This is a genomic window from Streptomyces fildesensis, assembly GCF_016107395.1.
Classification (GTDB): Bacteria; Actinomycetota; Actinomycetes; order Streptomycetales; family Streptomycetaceae; genus Actinacidiphila; species Actinacidiphila fildesensis.
Genome location: NZ_JAAIKO010000012.1, coordinates 17,911 through 32,854, shown reverse-complemented (window position 1 = coordinate 32,854; position 14,944 = coordinate 17,911). Strand labels below are relative to the sequence as shown.

General features: G+C 69.6%; 14 protein-coding genes and 2 pseudogenes. 6 read left to right on the top strand and 10 right to left on the bottom strand.

The genetic code is table 11. The annotated features are described in order from the left end of the window. Nucleotides 1-21 precede the first annotated feature (21 nt). The gene (locus tag C6N31_RS18760) at nucleotides 22-717 is read right to left on the bottom strand and encodes an alpha/beta fold hydrolase (RefSeq protein WP_138351411.1); all 696 of its coding nucleotides are present in this window, start codon (nucleotides 715-717) and stop codon (nucleotides 22-24) included. A gap of 206 nt (nucleotides 718-923) precedes the next feature. Here C6N31_RS18760 and C6N31_RS18755 point away from each other — a divergent pair, with 206 nt between their 5' ends. Continuing rightward, nucleotides 924-1,082: a hypothetical protein gene (locus tag C6N31_RS18755; protein WP_198357874.1), complete on the top strand. Its 159-nt coding sequence runs from the start codon at nucleotides 924-926 to the stop codon at nucleotides 1,080-1,082. Between the two features lie 103 nt (nucleotides 1,083-1,185). Here C6N31_RS18755 and C6N31_RS18750 read toward each other — a convergent pair whose 3' ends face one another. After that, on the bottom strand, nucleotides 1,186-1,746 hold the full coding sequence (locus tag C6N31_RS18750) for a dihydrofolate reductase family protein (protein ID WP_198357873.1): 561 nt from the start codon (nucleotides 1,744-1,746) through the stop codon (nucleotides 1,186-1,188). A 186-nt stretch (nucleotides 1,747-1,932) separates the two neighbouring features. Continuing rightward, nucleotides 1,933-2,229: pseudogene (locus C6N31_RS18745) on the bottom strand (SDR family NAD(P)-dependent oxidoreductase); the annotation flags it as partial. Between C6N31_RS18745 and C6N31_RS46095 the strand changes: the two are divergent. Both C6N31_RS46095 and C6N31_RS18730 read left to right on the top strand, forming a co-directional pair. After that, nucleotides 2,149-2,555: pseudogene (locus C6N31_RS46095) on the top strand (MmyB family transcriptional regulator). The pseudogenes C6N31_RS18745 and C6N31_RS46095 overlap by 81 nt on opposite strands. Before the next feature lie 455 nt (nucleotides 2,556-3,010). After that, complete coding sequence (locus C6N31_RS18730; protein ID WP_138351409.1) at nucleotides 3,011-4,987, top strand: FUSC family protein; 1,977 nt, start codon at nucleotides 3,011-3,013, stop codon at nucleotides 4,985-4,987. 54 nt (nucleotides 4,988-5,041) lie between these two features. Here C6N31_RS18730 and C6N31_RS18725 read toward each other — a convergent pair whose 3' ends face one another. The 5 genes from C6N31_RS18725 to C6N31_RS18705 form a co-directional block, all read right to left on the bottom strand. Continuing rightward, nucleotides 5,042-6,586 carry a GMC family oxidoreductase gene (locus C6N31_RS18725; protein ID WP_138351408.1) on the bottom strand — a complete coding sequence of 515 codons (1,545 nt, stop codon included), beginning with the start codon at nucleotides 6,584-6,586 and terminating at the stop codon, nucleotides 5,042-5,044. Nucleotides 6,587-6,654: 68 nt separating this feature from the next. Next, nucleotides 6,655-8,214: an APC family permease gene (locus C6N31_RS18720; RefSeq protein ID WP_138351407.1), complete on the bottom strand. Its 1,560-nt coding sequence runs from the start codon at nucleotides 8,212-8,214 to the stop codon at nucleotides 6,655-6,657. Next, a complete protein-coding gene (locus tag C6N31_RS18715; RefSeq protein WP_138351406.1) occupies nucleotides 8,211-9,680 on the bottom strand; it encodes an aldehyde dehydrogenase family protein in 1,470 nt (489 codons plus the stop codon). The genes C6N31_RS18720 and C6N31_RS18715 overlap by 4 nt, the downstream gene beginning before the upstream one ends. 315 nt (nucleotides 9,681-9,995) lie before the next feature. Further along, a complete protein-coding gene (locus C6N31_RS18710) occupies nucleotides 9,996-10,187 on the bottom strand; it encodes a DUF1059 domain-containing protein (RefSeq protein WP_138351405.1) in 192 nt (63 codons plus the stop codon). A gap of 136 nt (nucleotides 10,188-10,323) precedes the next feature. Next, on the bottom strand, nucleotides 10,324-10,944 hold the full coding sequence (locus C6N31_RS18705) for a TetR family transcriptional regulator (RefSeq protein ID WP_138351404.1): 621 nt from the start codon (nucleotides 10,942-10,944) through the stop codon (nucleotides 10,324-10,326). Between the two features lie 102 nt (nucleotides 10,945-11,046). Here C6N31_RS18705 and C6N31_RS18700 point away from each other — a divergent pair, with 102 nt between their 5' ends. The 3 genes from C6N31_RS18700 (at nucleotide 11,047) to C6N31_RS18690 (ending at nucleotide 13,541) form a co-directional block, all read left to right on the top strand. Further along, nucleotides 11,047-11,205 carry a hypothetical protein gene (locus C6N31_RS18700; RefSeq protein WP_187144730.1) on the top strand — a complete coding sequence of 53 codons (159 nt, stop codon included), beginning with the start codon at nucleotides 11,047-11,049 and terminating at the stop codon, nucleotides 11,203-11,205. A gap of 47 nt (nucleotides 11,206-11,252) precedes the next feature. Continuing rightward, complete coding sequence (locus C6N31_RS18695) at nucleotides 11,253-11,537, top strand: DUF4190 domain-containing protein (RefSeq protein WP_138351403.1); 285 nt, start codon at nucleotides 11,253-11,255, stop codon at nucleotides 11,535-11,537. Between the two features lie 297 nt (nucleotides 11,538-11,834). Then, a complete protein-coding gene (locus C6N31_RS18690; RefSeq protein ID WP_138351402.1) occupies nucleotides 11,835-13,541 on the top strand; it encodes an MFS transporter in 1,707 nt (568 codons plus the stop codon). 173 nt (nucleotides 13,542-13,714) lie between these two features. Here the strand turns inward: C6N31_RS18690 and C6N31_RS18685 are convergent, their stop codons facing one another. Further along, nucleotides 13,715-13,990, bottom strand: a complete 276-nt coding sequence (locus C6N31_RS18685) for a DUF2087 domain-containing protein (protein WP_198357872.1) — start codon at nucleotides 13,988-13,990, stop codon at nucleotides 13,715-13,717. A 127-nt stretch (nucleotides 13,991-14,117) separates the two neighbouring features. After that, nucleotides 14,118-14,801: a glycoside hydrolase family 16 protein gene (locus C6N31_RS18680; protein ID WP_138351601.1), complete on the bottom strand. Its 684-nt coding sequence runs from the start codon at nucleotides 14,799-14,801 to the stop codon at nucleotides 14,118-14,120. Nucleotides 14,802-14,944: the final 143 nt, after the last annotated feature.

The window sequence follows — 14,944 nt, the reverse complement described above, 5'->3', positions numbered from 1 at the left end:
ATCGACGGTCCCCGGTCGCGGTCAGATCCAGCCGTCGAGCGACGCCATGAAGCCGGCGAAGTCGTCACGGTGGATGCAGTGTCCGGCACCCTTGACCGTACGGATCTCGAACCCGTTGGCCAGCAGTTCCTCGGCGGTCTCCGGGCTGATGCACAAGCTGGGATCGGCCAGCTGCACCAGCGACGGCACGACGGCGCTCGCGGGCAGGTATCCGAGGGCGGTGCCCTTCTCGGTGAGCGCGAAGAAGTCACGGTCGAAGAGGGCGAAGCCCGCCAGCTCGGCCGCGACGTCGGCGTCCGACCAGCGCGGATTCATCGTGCGCACGCTGTCGCCGGTCGCGTTCGCGACCATGGCCAACATGAACGCCGACGCGTTCGGCGGCATGTTCTCCAGCCGGAAGCCCGGGTCCGAGTAGACCGCGCGGGCCGGCCGCAGCCGGTCGGCGGCGAGGGCGAGGGACAGACCGCCGAGCGAGTGGCCGATGGCGACGTCCGCGCCGGTCGGCAGGTTCTCCACCAGGTCGTCGGCCAGCAGCTCGGGCCGGTACTCGCCCCGCGGGCTGAGGCCGTGTCCGCGCAGGTCAGGAGCGATGACGCGGTAGCCGCGGGCGATCAGGTCGTCCTCCACGGCGTGCCAGGTGCGGTAGTCCGACATGCCGCCGTGGATCAGCAGCGCGACCTTGTCGCCGTCACCGCGTTCATGGACGTTGAGCTTCATGATTCTCCTGCCCCGGGCCGGCCCGCGACCCCCTGAGTTACACGTGTAAGCACACGCTACACCCGACCCCTCCTCCCGCATACGCCGCCCTCCGGCCCTTCGGACGATTTCCAGCAGATCCTGGGCCACCCGCAGATCAGTGGGTCCGGCCGCCCAGCAGCCCGGCCAGCACCTCGGCCTCGCTGATCTCCGGGCGCTTGGTCGCCGTGAGCAGCGTCAGCGGACGGCCCTCGGATTCGGGACAGGTACGCGTCTTCGGCCAGGACCCGCGCGACAACCCCTCGGTGCCGGCCGACATCGGCTTCGTCGCGCTGGCCGCCCTGCTGCTGTATCTCGCGGTCCGCCGCGTCAGCCGCGTCGCCTGATCAGGCGTCAGGATCGGACACCGCGAGCAGGGGCCGAGGGACCGCCGGATCGTACGGAGCGACCGGCGGTCCCTCCGCCCGGGCGCTCGGACAACGCGCCGCGTCAGGCCCGCTCGTAGCGCAGCAGGACGACTCCGTTACCGAAGGCCTGGGTCTCCACGAGCCGGAGACTCCGCATTGTGTCCGTGTCCCGGAACAGGGGGTTGCCCTTGCCGATGAGGACCGGATGGACGTAGATGCGGTACTCGTCGACCAGGTCCAGCTTCAGGAACGTCTCCGCGAGATCGGCCCCGCCCACAACCAGGTCTCCGCCGGGCTGCGCCTTGAGTGCCTGGATGTCGTCGGCGACGACCTCCCGCACGATCGTGGTGTTCCAGTCCGCCCGCTCCAGGGTCCGGGAGTACACGATCTTCGGCATGTCCCGCCAGATCCCGGCGAAGTCCACCATGGTCTCGCCGGCCGCGGGGTCCTGGTCCGCGGTCGGCCAGAACTCGGCCATCAGCTGATAGGTGACCCGGCCGCTCAGGAAGGCGCCCATCACCCTGAGCCGGTCGTTGAGGTCGCGGTGCAGCTCCTCGTCGACCTGATGCCAGTCGATCTCGCGGTTCGGCCCCTCGAAGTAGCCGTCGAGGGAGACCGACATCATCAGAACGACTTTTCTCATCGAGGTCCTCGCACCGGCGTCGTCAGGGCAGAAGCGTCCGCGGCACCGGATTCCGGCGAGCACGGCACCGCCGAGCCGACTGTACGCCGCGCCCTCTCAGACTTCGTTGTTCCACATGCGGACATGCTGCGTTTCCCGCGCTGGTCGAAGGTCACGGTCCAGAGGTTGGAGAAGGTGCCGAGTTCCGTCGATCATGCGGTTCCACTCGTCGACCTTCAGGGCGCCGAGGGTCGACAGCGGGATGACGCCCGCGTTGTTGACCAGCACGTCGACCCGACCGTGCTGCTCGTGCGCGGCCCGGACGAACGATCGCATGCTCTCCAGGCTGGTCACGTCCAGCTCATGATGGCCGGCGAACGCGCTGGCCGACGCTCTGCTCTCCCCGCTGACCGACCTCGTGACATGATCCGCTCGCTCTCCCACGATCCTGCCGCCCGCGAACTCTTCGCCGACTGGCAGACCGTCGCGAGGGACGCCGTCGATGCGCTGCGGCTTGCCGCGGGATACGACCGGAACGACCCCGCGATCGCCGCCGTCGTCGATGAGCTCCTCGCCGACAGCGAGGAGTTCGCCGCGCTGGGGCACCACCACAACGTCGGCGCCTGGGCAGCAAGAGCAAGGTCTTCAACCATCCGGACGTCGGCCGGATCGAGCTGACGTACCAGAGCTTCGACGTCCAGAGTGCGCCCGGACAGTATCTGCTGGTCGGCACCGCCGAGCCGGGCAGTGCGAACGCCGACTCCCTCGCCCTCCTCGGTTCGCTGCACGCCGTCGGCCGCACCGGCCCGCCGCGGCCGAACAGCGGCTGAGCCGACCCGGAACTCGATCACCCGTACGAGGGGCGTGCCGGTGCGTCATGCACACGGCGCGTCGTGCACTCGGTGGGGTGAAGGGCGGCCGAGGGGGATTGCCTGTCCGGTACGAGGTCGTTGGTCGGGGCGTGACAGCGATCCAGGAGGCCGGGGTTCCTACCGGCCGGCGGCGGAGGACAGGCGGCAGCACGGCCGAAGAATCGGTTCTTCGTGTGAACGGGCCTCCGATCTTTGCCGCGCTCGCCCTGCAGTGGCACCAGGCCGGGCGCATAGTGCCCGGCCAGCACGACCGCGAGTGGTCCGCACTGGTGGCCGCCGCACCGGGAGCTGGTGGTCACTGACCCGAGCGGGGTGCCGGACTTCCCCCCGGCATCCCGCAAACGGTCCGGGCCGGACCGGGCCCCCGACAGCCCCCGGATCTGCGGCTGCGCCCGGACACCGATAATGGCCCCATGCAAAGCCGCCTCGCCCCGCCCGCCTGGCTGGTCAGGACACTCACCCCGCAGACCGCACCCATCCCTTGGCCCGCCGTCTGCCGCGCCGGCATCGCCATGGCGGCGCCGCTCGCCGTGGGTCTGGCCGCCGGACAGCCGGCGTACGGGGCGCTGGTGTCGATGGGAGCCCTGTCCGGGGTCATCGGCGACACCGCCGACGCCTATCGCATGCGGGTCTTCAACATCGCCGTGCCACAACTCTTCGGCACCCTCGGCGTCATGCTCGGCACCATCGTCTTCGGTCACGGCTGGTTCGCGGTCGGCGCGCTCACACTGATCGCGCTCGTCTCCGGGATGATGTCGACCATCGGCGCGGTGGCCTCCGTCTCGGGGTTGCTGCTTCTGCTGAACTCGGTGATCGGGGCCGGGCTCCCGTTGCCGGGGCCGTGGTGGAAGGCCCCGCTGCTGCTCGCCTGCGGCGGCCTGTTCGTCCTGTTCCTCGCCCTGCTCGCCTGGCCGTTCCGCAGACAGGAACCCGAGCGAGCCGCCGTCGCCGCCGCCTACCGCGCGGTGGCCGATCTTCTCGAAGCGGCGGGCAAGGACACCTACGATGCCAAGCGGCAGGCGGTCACCCAGGCCCTCAACACGTCGTACGACCTGATCCTCGCCCGGCGCGCCCGCGCCCACGGTCGCAGCGGCCCGTTCGTACGGCTGCTGTCCGCGCTCAACGTGCTGATCCCGCTCGTCGAGGCGGCGCCCGCCGCCCATCTGCACGGCGCACCACTGCCCGCCGGAATCCCCGCTGCCGTACGGGACCTGGCCGACGCGGTCGAGACGGGCACCACGGGGAAGCCGGACCTCGGGGCACCCGAAGCGGACGGACCCGCCCGCCCGTCACCCGGCCACCGCCCATCGGCAGGTGCTGCGCAGGCGCCTTCCGAACTGGCCGTCGACGTCGCGCTCCGCCACGCGGCCACCGTCGTGTACGAGACGGGTCCCGACCCGTACAACGTCGACGACCGCCTCGGCCTCCCGGCCGCGCTGCGCATCAGGGCCCGCCGTGCGACGCGCAATGTGCTGCTCTCCGAGGGGTCCTGGCGGTACGGTCTGCGGCTCGCGCTCTGCATCGGCATCGCGCAGAGCCTGGTCTCACTGATCGCCGTGCCCCGCTCCTACTGGGTCGCGCTCACCGTCACCTTCGTCCTCAAGCCCGACTTCGGCTCGGTCTTCTCCCGCGCCGTGCTGCGCGCACTCGGTACGGCGGTGGGCCTGGTCACCGCGGCGGCCGTGCTGAGCCAGGTGCCGCGCGGCTGGTGGGACGTGCCGGTGGTCGTGCTGCTCGCGGCGCTGATCCCGGCCGCGTCGGCGAAGGGATACGCCTACCAGACGGCGGCCATCACCCCGGTGATCCTGCTGCTCTCCGACGTTCTCAACCACCAGGGATTCGCCCTGGTGGTCCCGCGCCTCGTCGACAGCCTCATCGGATGCGGCATCGCGCTGATCGCCGGCTATCTGCTGTGGCCCGAGAGCTGGCAGACCCGTATCGGGGACCGGCTCGCCAGTGCCGTCGACGACACCGCGCACTATGTCGAGACCGCCTTCGGACCGGCCACCGACCATGCCTCACGCACCCGGCAGCGCCGCCGCCTCTACCGTGATCTGTCCACCGTGCGCACGGAGTTCCAGCGCGCCCTGACCGAACCGCCGCCCACCGGCACCCGGGCCGCCGCCTGGTGGCCGCTGGTCGTCGCCGTCGAGCGGATCGTCGACGCGACGACCGCCGCCCGGGTCCGCGTCAACCACGGGGCACCGGACCCCGCGCCGGCCGAGGTCGAAGCCGTCGCGTTCCACCTGCGGGAGCTGGCGGTCGGCGTACGGAGCTCGGACCGGCTGGTCGAGGTCCGCGCCGACCTGGCGGGGGACGAGGAGGGGGTCCTCGCCCCGCTCCGCCAGGAGGTGAGCGCCGCGCGGGCGATCACCTCCCCCGACGCCTGACAGCGCGGTCACACGACTGCGCCGACAGGTGCCGGGGGGTGGCGACTGCCGGGATCAGGATGACTTGATCATGTCGGCGCACTTCTCGCCGATCATCATCGTCGTGATGCACGGGTTGACCGCCGGCAGGAAGGGCATCACCGAGGCGTCCGCCACCCGCAGCCCGGTGACACCCTTCACCCGCAGCTGCGGGTCGAGCGGCGACTCGGGGTCGTCGACCGCGCCCATCCGTACGGTGCCCGCCGGGTGGTAGACCGTGTTGTGGGTCTTGCGGATGTAGTCCAGCAGTTCCTCGTCGGACTTGGCCGCGGGACCGGGGGCCAGTTCCGCACCGGCCCAGTCGGCCATCGGGGACTGCGCGACGATCTCCCGCGCGAGACGCAGCCCGTGGGTCATCACCCGCACGTCGTGCTCGTCGGTGAAGTACCGCGGGTCGACCCGCGGCTTGTCCCGGAAATCGCGGGTCCGCAGCCGGACGGTGCCCATCGAGCGGGCCCGGGAGACGTTCGGGGTGAGACAGAAGGCGTTCTCGGAGGTCGGGTAACCGTAGCGGTAGGTGTTCAGGTCGAACGGCACCTGCCCGTAGTGGAACATCAGGTCCGGCCGGTCCAGGCCCTCCTGGGTGTCGGTGAAGATGCCGATCTCCCACCACTGGGTGGACGTGGCGACCATGGGCTGCTTCGCCTCCCACATGACCAGGCCCTCCGGGTGGTCCTGGAGGTGGGAGCCGACTCCCGGGGAATCGGCGAGGACGTCCACACCGGAGTCCTTGAGATGCCCGGCCGGACCGATGCCCGACAGCATCAGCAGCTTGGGCGAGTCGATGGCCCCACAGGCGACGATCACCTCGCGCCGCGCCCCGACCTCCAGCGAGTGGATGGTGTCGGGCGCCAGGTACTCCACCCCCGTGCAGCGCTTGTCGGCGTCGAACAGCAGCCGCTTGGCCTGCAGGCCGGTGCGCACCTCGAGGTTGGGCCGCTTGCCGAGGATCGGGTGCAGATAGGACACCGACGCGGAGGACCGGGTGCCGTCCTCACGGGCGTTGATCTGGAACCAGTGCGCACCGCGCACCACGGTAGTGCCGGTGTTGAACGGTGTGGTGGGGATACCGGCCGCCGCACAGGCCTCCAGCAGCGCCGTACCGCACGGGTCGTTCGGCGGGACGCTGCGGATGGTGACCGGGCCGGAGCGGCCGTGGTGGTCGCCGGGCGCGTCGTTGGTCTCCAGCCGCCGGTAGAGCGGGAAGCAGTCCGCGGCGCTCCAGCCGGTGCAGCCCAGCGCGCCCCATTCGTCGAGGTCCTCCGCCGGTGCCCAGAAGGCGATGCAGGAGTTGTGCGAGGAGCAGCCGCCCAGCACCTTCGCGCGGGCGTGGCGCATGAAGCTGTTGCCGTTCTCCTGCGGCTCCACCGGGTAGTCCCAGTCGTAGCCGGACTCCAGCAGCCCCATCCACTTGTCGAGTCGCAGGATGTTGTCGTCACCGACGTCGGAAGGTCCGGCCTCCAGGACGCAGACGCTGACGCTCGGGTCCTCGGTCAGCCGGGCTGCCACCACGGCGCCTGCCGTTCCGCCACCGACCACAACATAGTCGAACTCGTCCATGTCAGTTCTTCCTCGTTTCCCAGTGCGTGCTCACGGTGCGGTCCCACGGTCCGGTCGTGCGGCCCGTGTCAGGGCCCGCCGTGGACCGGTGCGGGCTCCGCGCCGAAGGCGTGTTCGGCGAGAACGCCGGTCTTCTTGCGCTGCACGAACCAGTAGTAGACGAAGCCGCCGAGGGCGACAGCTCCGACGAACAGGACACCGCCCCACCGCAGGTACCAGTGCTGGGGGCCGGTGGCGTTGTAGACCTCGGCGCGCGGCCACAGCAGGTTGACGGTCATCGCGGTGCCCCAGAGCACGGCCAGGATGTTGACCGGCAGGCCCCAGCGGCCGAGCGAGAAGTGGTCGGTCGACGGTGTCCACTTCCTGCGCAGCCGCTGCACCAGCATGGGCATGGTGACCAGCAGATACGCGACGTAGATCATGATGATGGCGATGCTGGTGACCACCGAGAAGATCTGCGGCTGGTTGATGTTGACGACCAGGATGGCGATCGCCAGGATCCCGATCACACAGGTGGCCAGCACCGGCGTCTGGAACCGGTGGTGGAGCTTGGCCAGCTTGTGGCCGGCCGGCAGGTTGTTGTCCCGGGCCATCGCGAAGGCCAGCCGCAGCCCCGCGGTCTGCACGGACAGCGCGCACACGGTGATGGCGATGACCACGCACCACAGCACGGCCTGGCCCATCGTTTCGCCGAGCACGGCCTTCACCACGTACTGGAGCCCGTCCACGGACAGCTCCTTCGCGTGCAGATCAGGGGTGGACAGCAGCGCGAAGAGCAGGATCAGCCCGCCGAGGATGAAGGAGGCGATGAGGGCTCGCAGGATGGCCCGCGGAGCGTTTCTGGCCGGGTCGATCGACTCCTCGCCGAGCGAGGAGGCGGTATCGAAGCCGTACATCACGTACGCCGAGGCGAGCGAGGCGGTCAGGAACGCGCCGAAGTAGCCGAGCGTCTGCCCCTGCCCGAGGCCTTCGGTCGTCATGATGGCGCTCGGGCCGCGGGTGATGTGTGCGGCGAGCAGGATCACCAGGACGACCGCGGCGATCAGCTCGATGAACACCCCGGTGGAGTTGATGGTGGCCATCAGCTTCACTCCGAAGGCGTTCACCACGGTGGTGAAGATGATCAGGATCGTGCCCAGCAGCACGGCGTTGGCAGCCGCGTCGTACTTTCCGGTGCCGTCGCCGATGATCTGGAACCAGCTGGAGATCTGCGGGAGCGTCAGCTGGTAGGCGAGGGCCACGGCGGCCAGCGACACCACGGTCGCGACCGTCATCATCCACCCCGCCAGCCAGCCGATGTGCGGGCCGCCGGTCTGCTTGGCCCAGTTGTAGACCGAGCCCGCGACGGGGAAGCGCGCGGCGAGTTCGCAGAAGCACAGCGCCACCATCAGCTGTCCGATGAAGACCATCGGCCAGGACCACCAGTAGGCAGGCCCGCCGAAGCTGACACCGAAGTAGAACAGCTGGAAGGTACCGGTCAGGATGGAGATGTAGCTGATGCCGGCGGCGAAGGTGTGGAAGTTGCCGAGCGTGCGCTTGAGTCCGGGCTTGTAGCCGAGCTCGGTGAGCGCCGCGTCGTTGTCGATCTCGCCCCTCACCGGCTCGGGGGCCGGGCCGGGGGCGCTCATTCGAACCACCGCTGCGGGCGCGCCGCGGTGTTGCGCCAGATGTGCTTGGCCTCCTGGTACTCGGCCAGTCCGGCCGGGCCCAGTTCACGGCCGACGCCGGACTGCTTCATACCGCCCCATTCGGCCTGTGGCACATAGGGATGGAAGTCGTTGATCCATACGGTTCCGACGCGCAGTCGGGCGGCCACCCGGTGCGCACGTTCGCCGTCCTGCGTCCAGACCGCTCCGGCCAGTCCGTAGACGGTGTCGTTGGCGAGCGCGACCGCCTCGGCCTCGTCGCGGAACCGCTCGACCGTCAGCACCGGGCCGAACGATTCGTCGCGGACCACGGACATGCCCGGGGTGCACTCGTCCAGCACGGTCGGCGGGTAGTAGTAGCCGTTGGCCAGCTCCGGGTCCTCGGGCCGCGCACCGCCGCAGCGGAGCACCGCCCCTTCCGCCAGGCCGGCCGCGACATACGCCTCCACCTTGTCGCGGTGCGCGGCGGAGATCAGCGGGCCGGTGCGGGCGTCCTTGTCGAAGGGGCCGCCGAGCCGGATCTCCTGGGCCCGTCGCACCAGCTCGTCCACGAATCTGTCGTGCAGCTCGTCCTGTACCAGCAGTCTGGCGCCGGCCGAGCAGACCTGCCCGGAGTGCAGGAACACCGCCATCAGGGCGAAGTCGACCGCGGTGTCGAACTCGGCGTCGGCGAAGACGATGTTGGGATTCTTGCCGCCCAGTTCCAGGGCGATCTTCTTCACGGTGGGCGCGGCGGCGGCCATGATGTGCCGCCCGGTGACCAGCCCGCCGGTGAAGGACACCAGGTCGACGCGCTCGTCCGTACTGAGCGGCGCTCCCGCGACGGCCCCGGCGCCGAGCACCAGGTTGGCGACGCCGTCGGGCAGCCCGGCCTCCTTGAGCAGCCCCATCAGGAGGATGGCGGTGTGCGGGGTCAGCTCGCTGGGCTTGAGCACGAAGGTGTTGCCGGCCGCGAGCGCGGGGGCCACCTTCCACGCGGTCTGCAGCAGCGGGTAGTTCCACGGGGTGATCAGGGAACAGACGCCGACCGGCTCGTGCACCACCCTGCTGTCCGTCTCCGGGTTACCGGTGTCGATGACCCGGTCGGTGCCGCCCGAGGCGGCCAGATTGCCGAAGTACCGGAAGCAGTTGGCGATGTCGTCCATGTCGTACTCGCTCTCGACCAGCCGTTTCCCGGTGTCCAGGGATTCGGCGCGGGCGAAGGCGGCCTTGTCGCGCTCGAGCAGGTCGGCGACGCGCAGCAGCAGCCGGCCGCGCTGGGCGGCCGGTGTACCGGGCCAGGGCCCGTTGTCGAACGCCTCGCGTGCGGCGCCCACCGCGGCGGCGGCGTCCTTGGGACCCGCCTCGTCGACGGTGGCGACCAGCTTGCCGTCCGCCGGACAACGGATCTCGCGCACCTGCCGGTCGGAGGCGGCGGTCCACTGGCCGCCGATGAACAGCTCCGGCATGAAGGCTCCTGCAGTTTGTGTTGGGCTGTGCGGTCTTGTGACGGTCTGTTATCCGACACTAAGGCGACCGTCCGGCGTCCGCAGCACACGAGCGGCCAACCGGACGGCATCCCTCCGCGCATCTGTCCGCAAATCCGGAAACCATGCGTAACCCGTGCGGCCTAATCCTCCGTCACCATGGGGCGGGCATACGGAGGCTCCGCCGCAGGTCAGTGCGGCGGAGTCCGGCAGTGCTGGTGGTGCGGGACCTCGGCCCCGGTTTCGGACGGGGCCACGGCTTCGGGCGGGTCCACGCGTTCAAACGGGTCCGCGCGTTCAGACGTGTTGCGGGGCTTCGTCCTTCAGGCTTCCGCGGACCATCTCGCGCAGCTCCGGGGTGTCCGCGTGTCCGTGGACCGACGCGGCGTGCTCGGACGCCGCACGTACGACCTCTTCCTCCTCGCCGGCGATGGTCAGCGTGCAACCGGATTCGCTGGGCATGTCCCGGCAGTCGGCGACCTTACGCATGACAAACCTCCAGTCCGCCCGGGCCGCCGTACCGCCGGCCTGTGGGCACTGGAGCCGAAAGCCATGGGGGCAGGCGCTGGGCTTTATACACCAAATATAGGTATTCCTCACGAAGAACACCAGGTTGCGGACCGTCTCAGGAGTCGAGCCAGTGCCGCCGGCCGAGACTGATGACCCGCAGCTGGCGGCGTGCGGTGGAGGTGATGCGCTCCTCGTCCTCCGGCGTCGCCTCCAGGAACTGGGACGCGGTCGTCACCATGTGGTCCACATAGAGCTCCGCGAGCATCCGCACGTCATCGTCCGTCCAGCCGTCGGAGACGGGCTGAAGGGCGAGGCCGGCGGCCACCTCGTCGGCGAAGTGCGTCAGCTGGGTGGCGATCGCCTCGCGCACCGGACGGACGCCGCCGTGCCGCTCACGGGCGATGAAGCGGATGTGCGGCCGGTGGTCGAGGACATGGCCGGCGATGATCTCCACCGTGCGGTCGATCAGCCGGTCCGGATCCCGCTGCTCGGCCATCGCCGCCTGGATCGCCGAATGCAGGCTGCCGAGCGACTCCTCGACCAGGGCGACCCCGAGATCCGACAGGTCCTGGAAGTGCCGGTAGAACGCGGTGGGCGAGACGCCCACTGCCCGGGTGACCTCGCGCAGCCCGAGACTGCTCAGATTCTGGTGCTCCAGCAGGCCCAGCGCGGCATCGAGAAGGGCCTGCCGGGTCTGCTGCTTACGGGCCTGTCGGACGCCGAGGGTGTGACTCATGTCATTCAGTAAACATCTGTTCTCCGAAATTTGCCAGGGTAGACTCTCACTCAGTGAACAGTTGTTACCCGAATTTCCCAACTCCCCAAGGAGGGACCGCAGATGAGCCTCGTCGTACTCCTCATGGCCATGGGCATCCTGATGGGCGCCGCCGCCCACACCTCGCTCTCGGTCTTCACCATCGCGTCGGCCCTGATCGTCGCCTGGCTGCTGGCCTTCGGCGTCCGCGAGGGCATCGCCCGCGTCCGGAACCACCGCTGACCAGCAGAACCACCCGGTTCCACACCAACCAGCAAGGGGGAAACACCATGAACGCCATCAACACCCAGCTCGCCTCGCCCGCCACGCACTCGACCCGGGAGCGCAAGGACGCCGACGGCATGGCCGTCGCCTCGTTCCTGCTCGGCCTGCCCGGCCTGCTCGTCCTCAACCTCGTACTCGGCCCCTGCGCCATCGCGCTGGCCTGCACCGCACTCGCCAAGGGCACCCAGCGCCGCGGCCGCGCCCTGCTCGGCCTGGCCCTCGGCGTCGCCGACCTCGGCATCCTGCTGGTCATGACGATCGCCAACCACGGCGTGCTCTGGCAGTTCTGACAAACGACCCGGCTGCCGACGACCTGGCGGCCGACCCCCCGGCGGCCGATATACCGGCGGCCCATGACCAGCGACTCCAGGACTCCCTGGCCCCGTTCCTCAGGGGCCGGGTCGGCAGTCCGGAGAGCTGAACTCCGCACCGGCCGGACCCGGCGCTCGACGAGACCGTCGCGCCGTGTCGAACGGGTTCGAATCCTTCGTGCACACATCTAGGCCGTACCGACTGGTCGGTACTACCCTCTGGCCACGCCCTCCCAAGGCGCTCCGCTCGGCACATCCGTATCCAGGAGGAGCCGCATGGCCACGCCCCCGTCGTTGCACGACGACGCCAACGCCGTCCCCGAACCGTCCGCCAGACCCCGGCCCGGCCTCGCCGCCCGCCTGTGGCACCGCGACCTCGCGCACTATCCCGCCACCGGCCGCCGTATGGGGTACCTGGCGATCGTCGTCGTGACCACCGTCGTCCTGTACTACATGCTGTACATCCAGTACGCGGTCGCCACTTCGATCATCGCGCACTTCCACATGACCTACAGCTACTTCATCTGGGTCTCGGTCGTCGGCAACGCGGTGGGAGCCTTCGCATCACTGGCCGCCGGCCTCGCGGACCGCTGGGGGCGGGCCAACATGGTCGTCTACGGGCTGCTGATCGCCGCGCTGCTCGTCCTGTTCGGGCTGCCCAACGCCTCCTCCAAGGGCATGTACCTGGTGCTCTTCACCTGCGTGAGCTTCATCGAGGGTGTCGTCCTGGTCGCCACCCCCGCGCTCATCCGTGACTTCTCCCCGCAGCTCGGGCGGGCCACCGCCATGGGGTACTGGACGATGGGCCCGGTGATCGGCAGCCTCGTCGTCACCACGGTCACCAGTCACACCCTGGACACAGCCAGCTGGCAGGACGAACTGCGGTACTCCGGCGCCTCCGGACTCGTCGTCTTCGTCATCGCGCTGTTCGCACTGCGCGAGCTCTCGCCCGCGCTCCGCGACCAGATCATGGTCAGCCTGCGCGACCGCGCCCTGGTCGAGGCCCGCGCCAAGGGCATGGACCCGCAGGCCGTCCAGCAGGGGCACTGGCGCCAGATGCTCCGGCTGGACGTCGTCGGCTCGGCGTTCGCCATCAGCGTCTACCTGCTGCTGTACTTCGCCGCGGTCGGGAACTTCGTCGTCTTCTTCGCGACCGTCTTCGGCTACACCGAGCAGCGCGCCAACGCGGTGGCCAACTGGTACTGGGCCGCGAACGCCGTCGCCCTGGTGGTGGCCGGCCTGCTGTCGGACCGGCTCCGGGTCCGCAAGCCGTTCATGGTCGTCGGGGCGCTGGGCTCGATCATGGTCACCGCCGCGTTCGCGATGCGTGCCACGCATCCGGGCACCGACTACTACACGTTCGCCTGGCTGTTCATCGGCATCGGCGCCTTCGCCGGGTTCGCCTACGCACCGTGGATGGCGAGCTTCACCGAGACGGTGGAGAGGCACAACCCGGCCGCCACGGCCACCGGCCTGGCCATCTGGGGCTGGATCATCCGGGCCGTCGTCGCGGTCTCCGCCGCCTTCATCCCGGTCCTCGTCACGGCCGTCACCCCGCTGGTCGACCACGGTGCCGAAGTACAGGCGGCCCAGGTCCAGGCGGGCCCGGCCCTCGCCGTGGTCGGCGCGCACCAGGAGCTGTTCGCCGAACTCGGTAAGTTCCCGCCGACCGCCATCCCGCCGGACCTCACAGCACGCGCGGTGAAGGAGGTCGGACCCGCCGACCTCGCGGTGGTCCAGAAGGCGCAACCCCAGCTGCAGTTGCTGCAGGAGTACGGCCCCAAGGTCCAGAAGGCCGCCAAGGACGGCCCCGGCCAGTGGCGCACCTGGTGGTGGGTGTGCGTCGGCGGCCAGGTGCTCTTCCTTCCGTTCATCTTCGTGATGTCCGGACGATGGAGCCCCAAGAAGGCCAGGGAGGACGCCGAGGAGCACCAGCTCGCCGTCGACCGCGAAATGGAAGCCCTCACAGCAGAACGCGCCTGACAGCACCGGCTTCCGTCGGTCCTGAACTCAGTGGTCTCGCCCGCGTCACCGGGAATCCGGTGGCGCGGGCGTTCGCTGTCCCGGCCTCCAGCCAGTAGACGTCGAGCGACACAGCATCGCCGTACGCGTGCTCCAGCCGCACGCACTCGCGGCCAGGCGTGCACCGGCCCCGGTCAGTGGACCCGTCGGTAGCTCGCGCCGTCCCTGGTCCGGGCCAGCAGGCCGCCCTCTACCAGATAGCGCCGCAGCGCCGAGCTGTCTTCGTGCACCGTGTGCAGTGCCTCGTTGACCTCCCGCTCGGTGTACTCCCGGTCCCGCTCGAACAGGGTTTCCGTGAGGTGGACGAGCAGCTGCTCGCGGCGGGCGGTCTTGCGCGGGATCGCTACCAGTCTCCCGTGGGAGAACAGGTCGGCCACCCCTTGTGACGTGCTCGGATCGTTGTCGGACATGACCGGAAGCCTCCCCCACCCGCCGACCGCCCGGCAAAGTGTTTTCGGGGGCGGCGGGTGGAGGGCCGGATCAACCGGCGTCAGGCTGGTCCGGTCCTTTCCATCTCCGTCCAAATCCCCAGGTCGCTCAGGCGCGCGCGGACGTATGGACGCGGAGGTAGTCGACCTCGTAGGACATGGCCGTCACGTCCGCCTCCGGCGCCGGGTGGTAGCGGCCGCCGCAGACCGAGAGGTTCACGATCAGGTAGGCATGCCAGTTGCGGCCCACGCCCTTCCCGTCGGCGAAGACCCGCGTTCCGTTGACCCACCAGACGACGGATCTCGCACGGAACTCGACCTTCAGATCGACCCAGGCACCGGGATGGATCGACGCGTCGGTGTAGGAGCGGTGGGCGCCCCTGACATGGTTCGACAATTCCAGCAGATCCGGATTGTCGGGGTGGTATTCGAATACGTCGATCTCGTTTCCACCGTCCCGCCACGTCCAGATCGCCGGCCAGGCCCCGATCGCCTCGGGCAGCCTGACCCGGGTCTCCAGAATGTCGCCGGTACGGAGGGTGAATTCCTCCGCACTGCCTTCGGTGGTCAGCAGGCCCGTGTTCCAGTTGCCGTCGGGACGGCGGGTCGCCCGGAACGATCCGCTGCGGCAGTAGTCGGCATCGGGCACGAGGTGATCGAGCTTGTCGTCTCCCGGATTCACCGGCCCGCCGTCCGGATACGCCCACGAATGCCCGGCGACCCACTGCTCCTGCGAGGAGAAGTCGGCCGTGAACCGGAGGTTCCCCTCCGTGGAGCGGGTGTTCCCCTCCATCGGCGGCGGTCCGCCGGGAGCGGGAACGGAATGCTTGGGCCCGAGCTTGTTGGTGAGCCATTCCAGGAGCACCGATCCGCGCTGGTTCACGGTGTCCCTCCTATCGAAATCGAAACTCGAAACTCGAAAACGGAGGCCGTCGT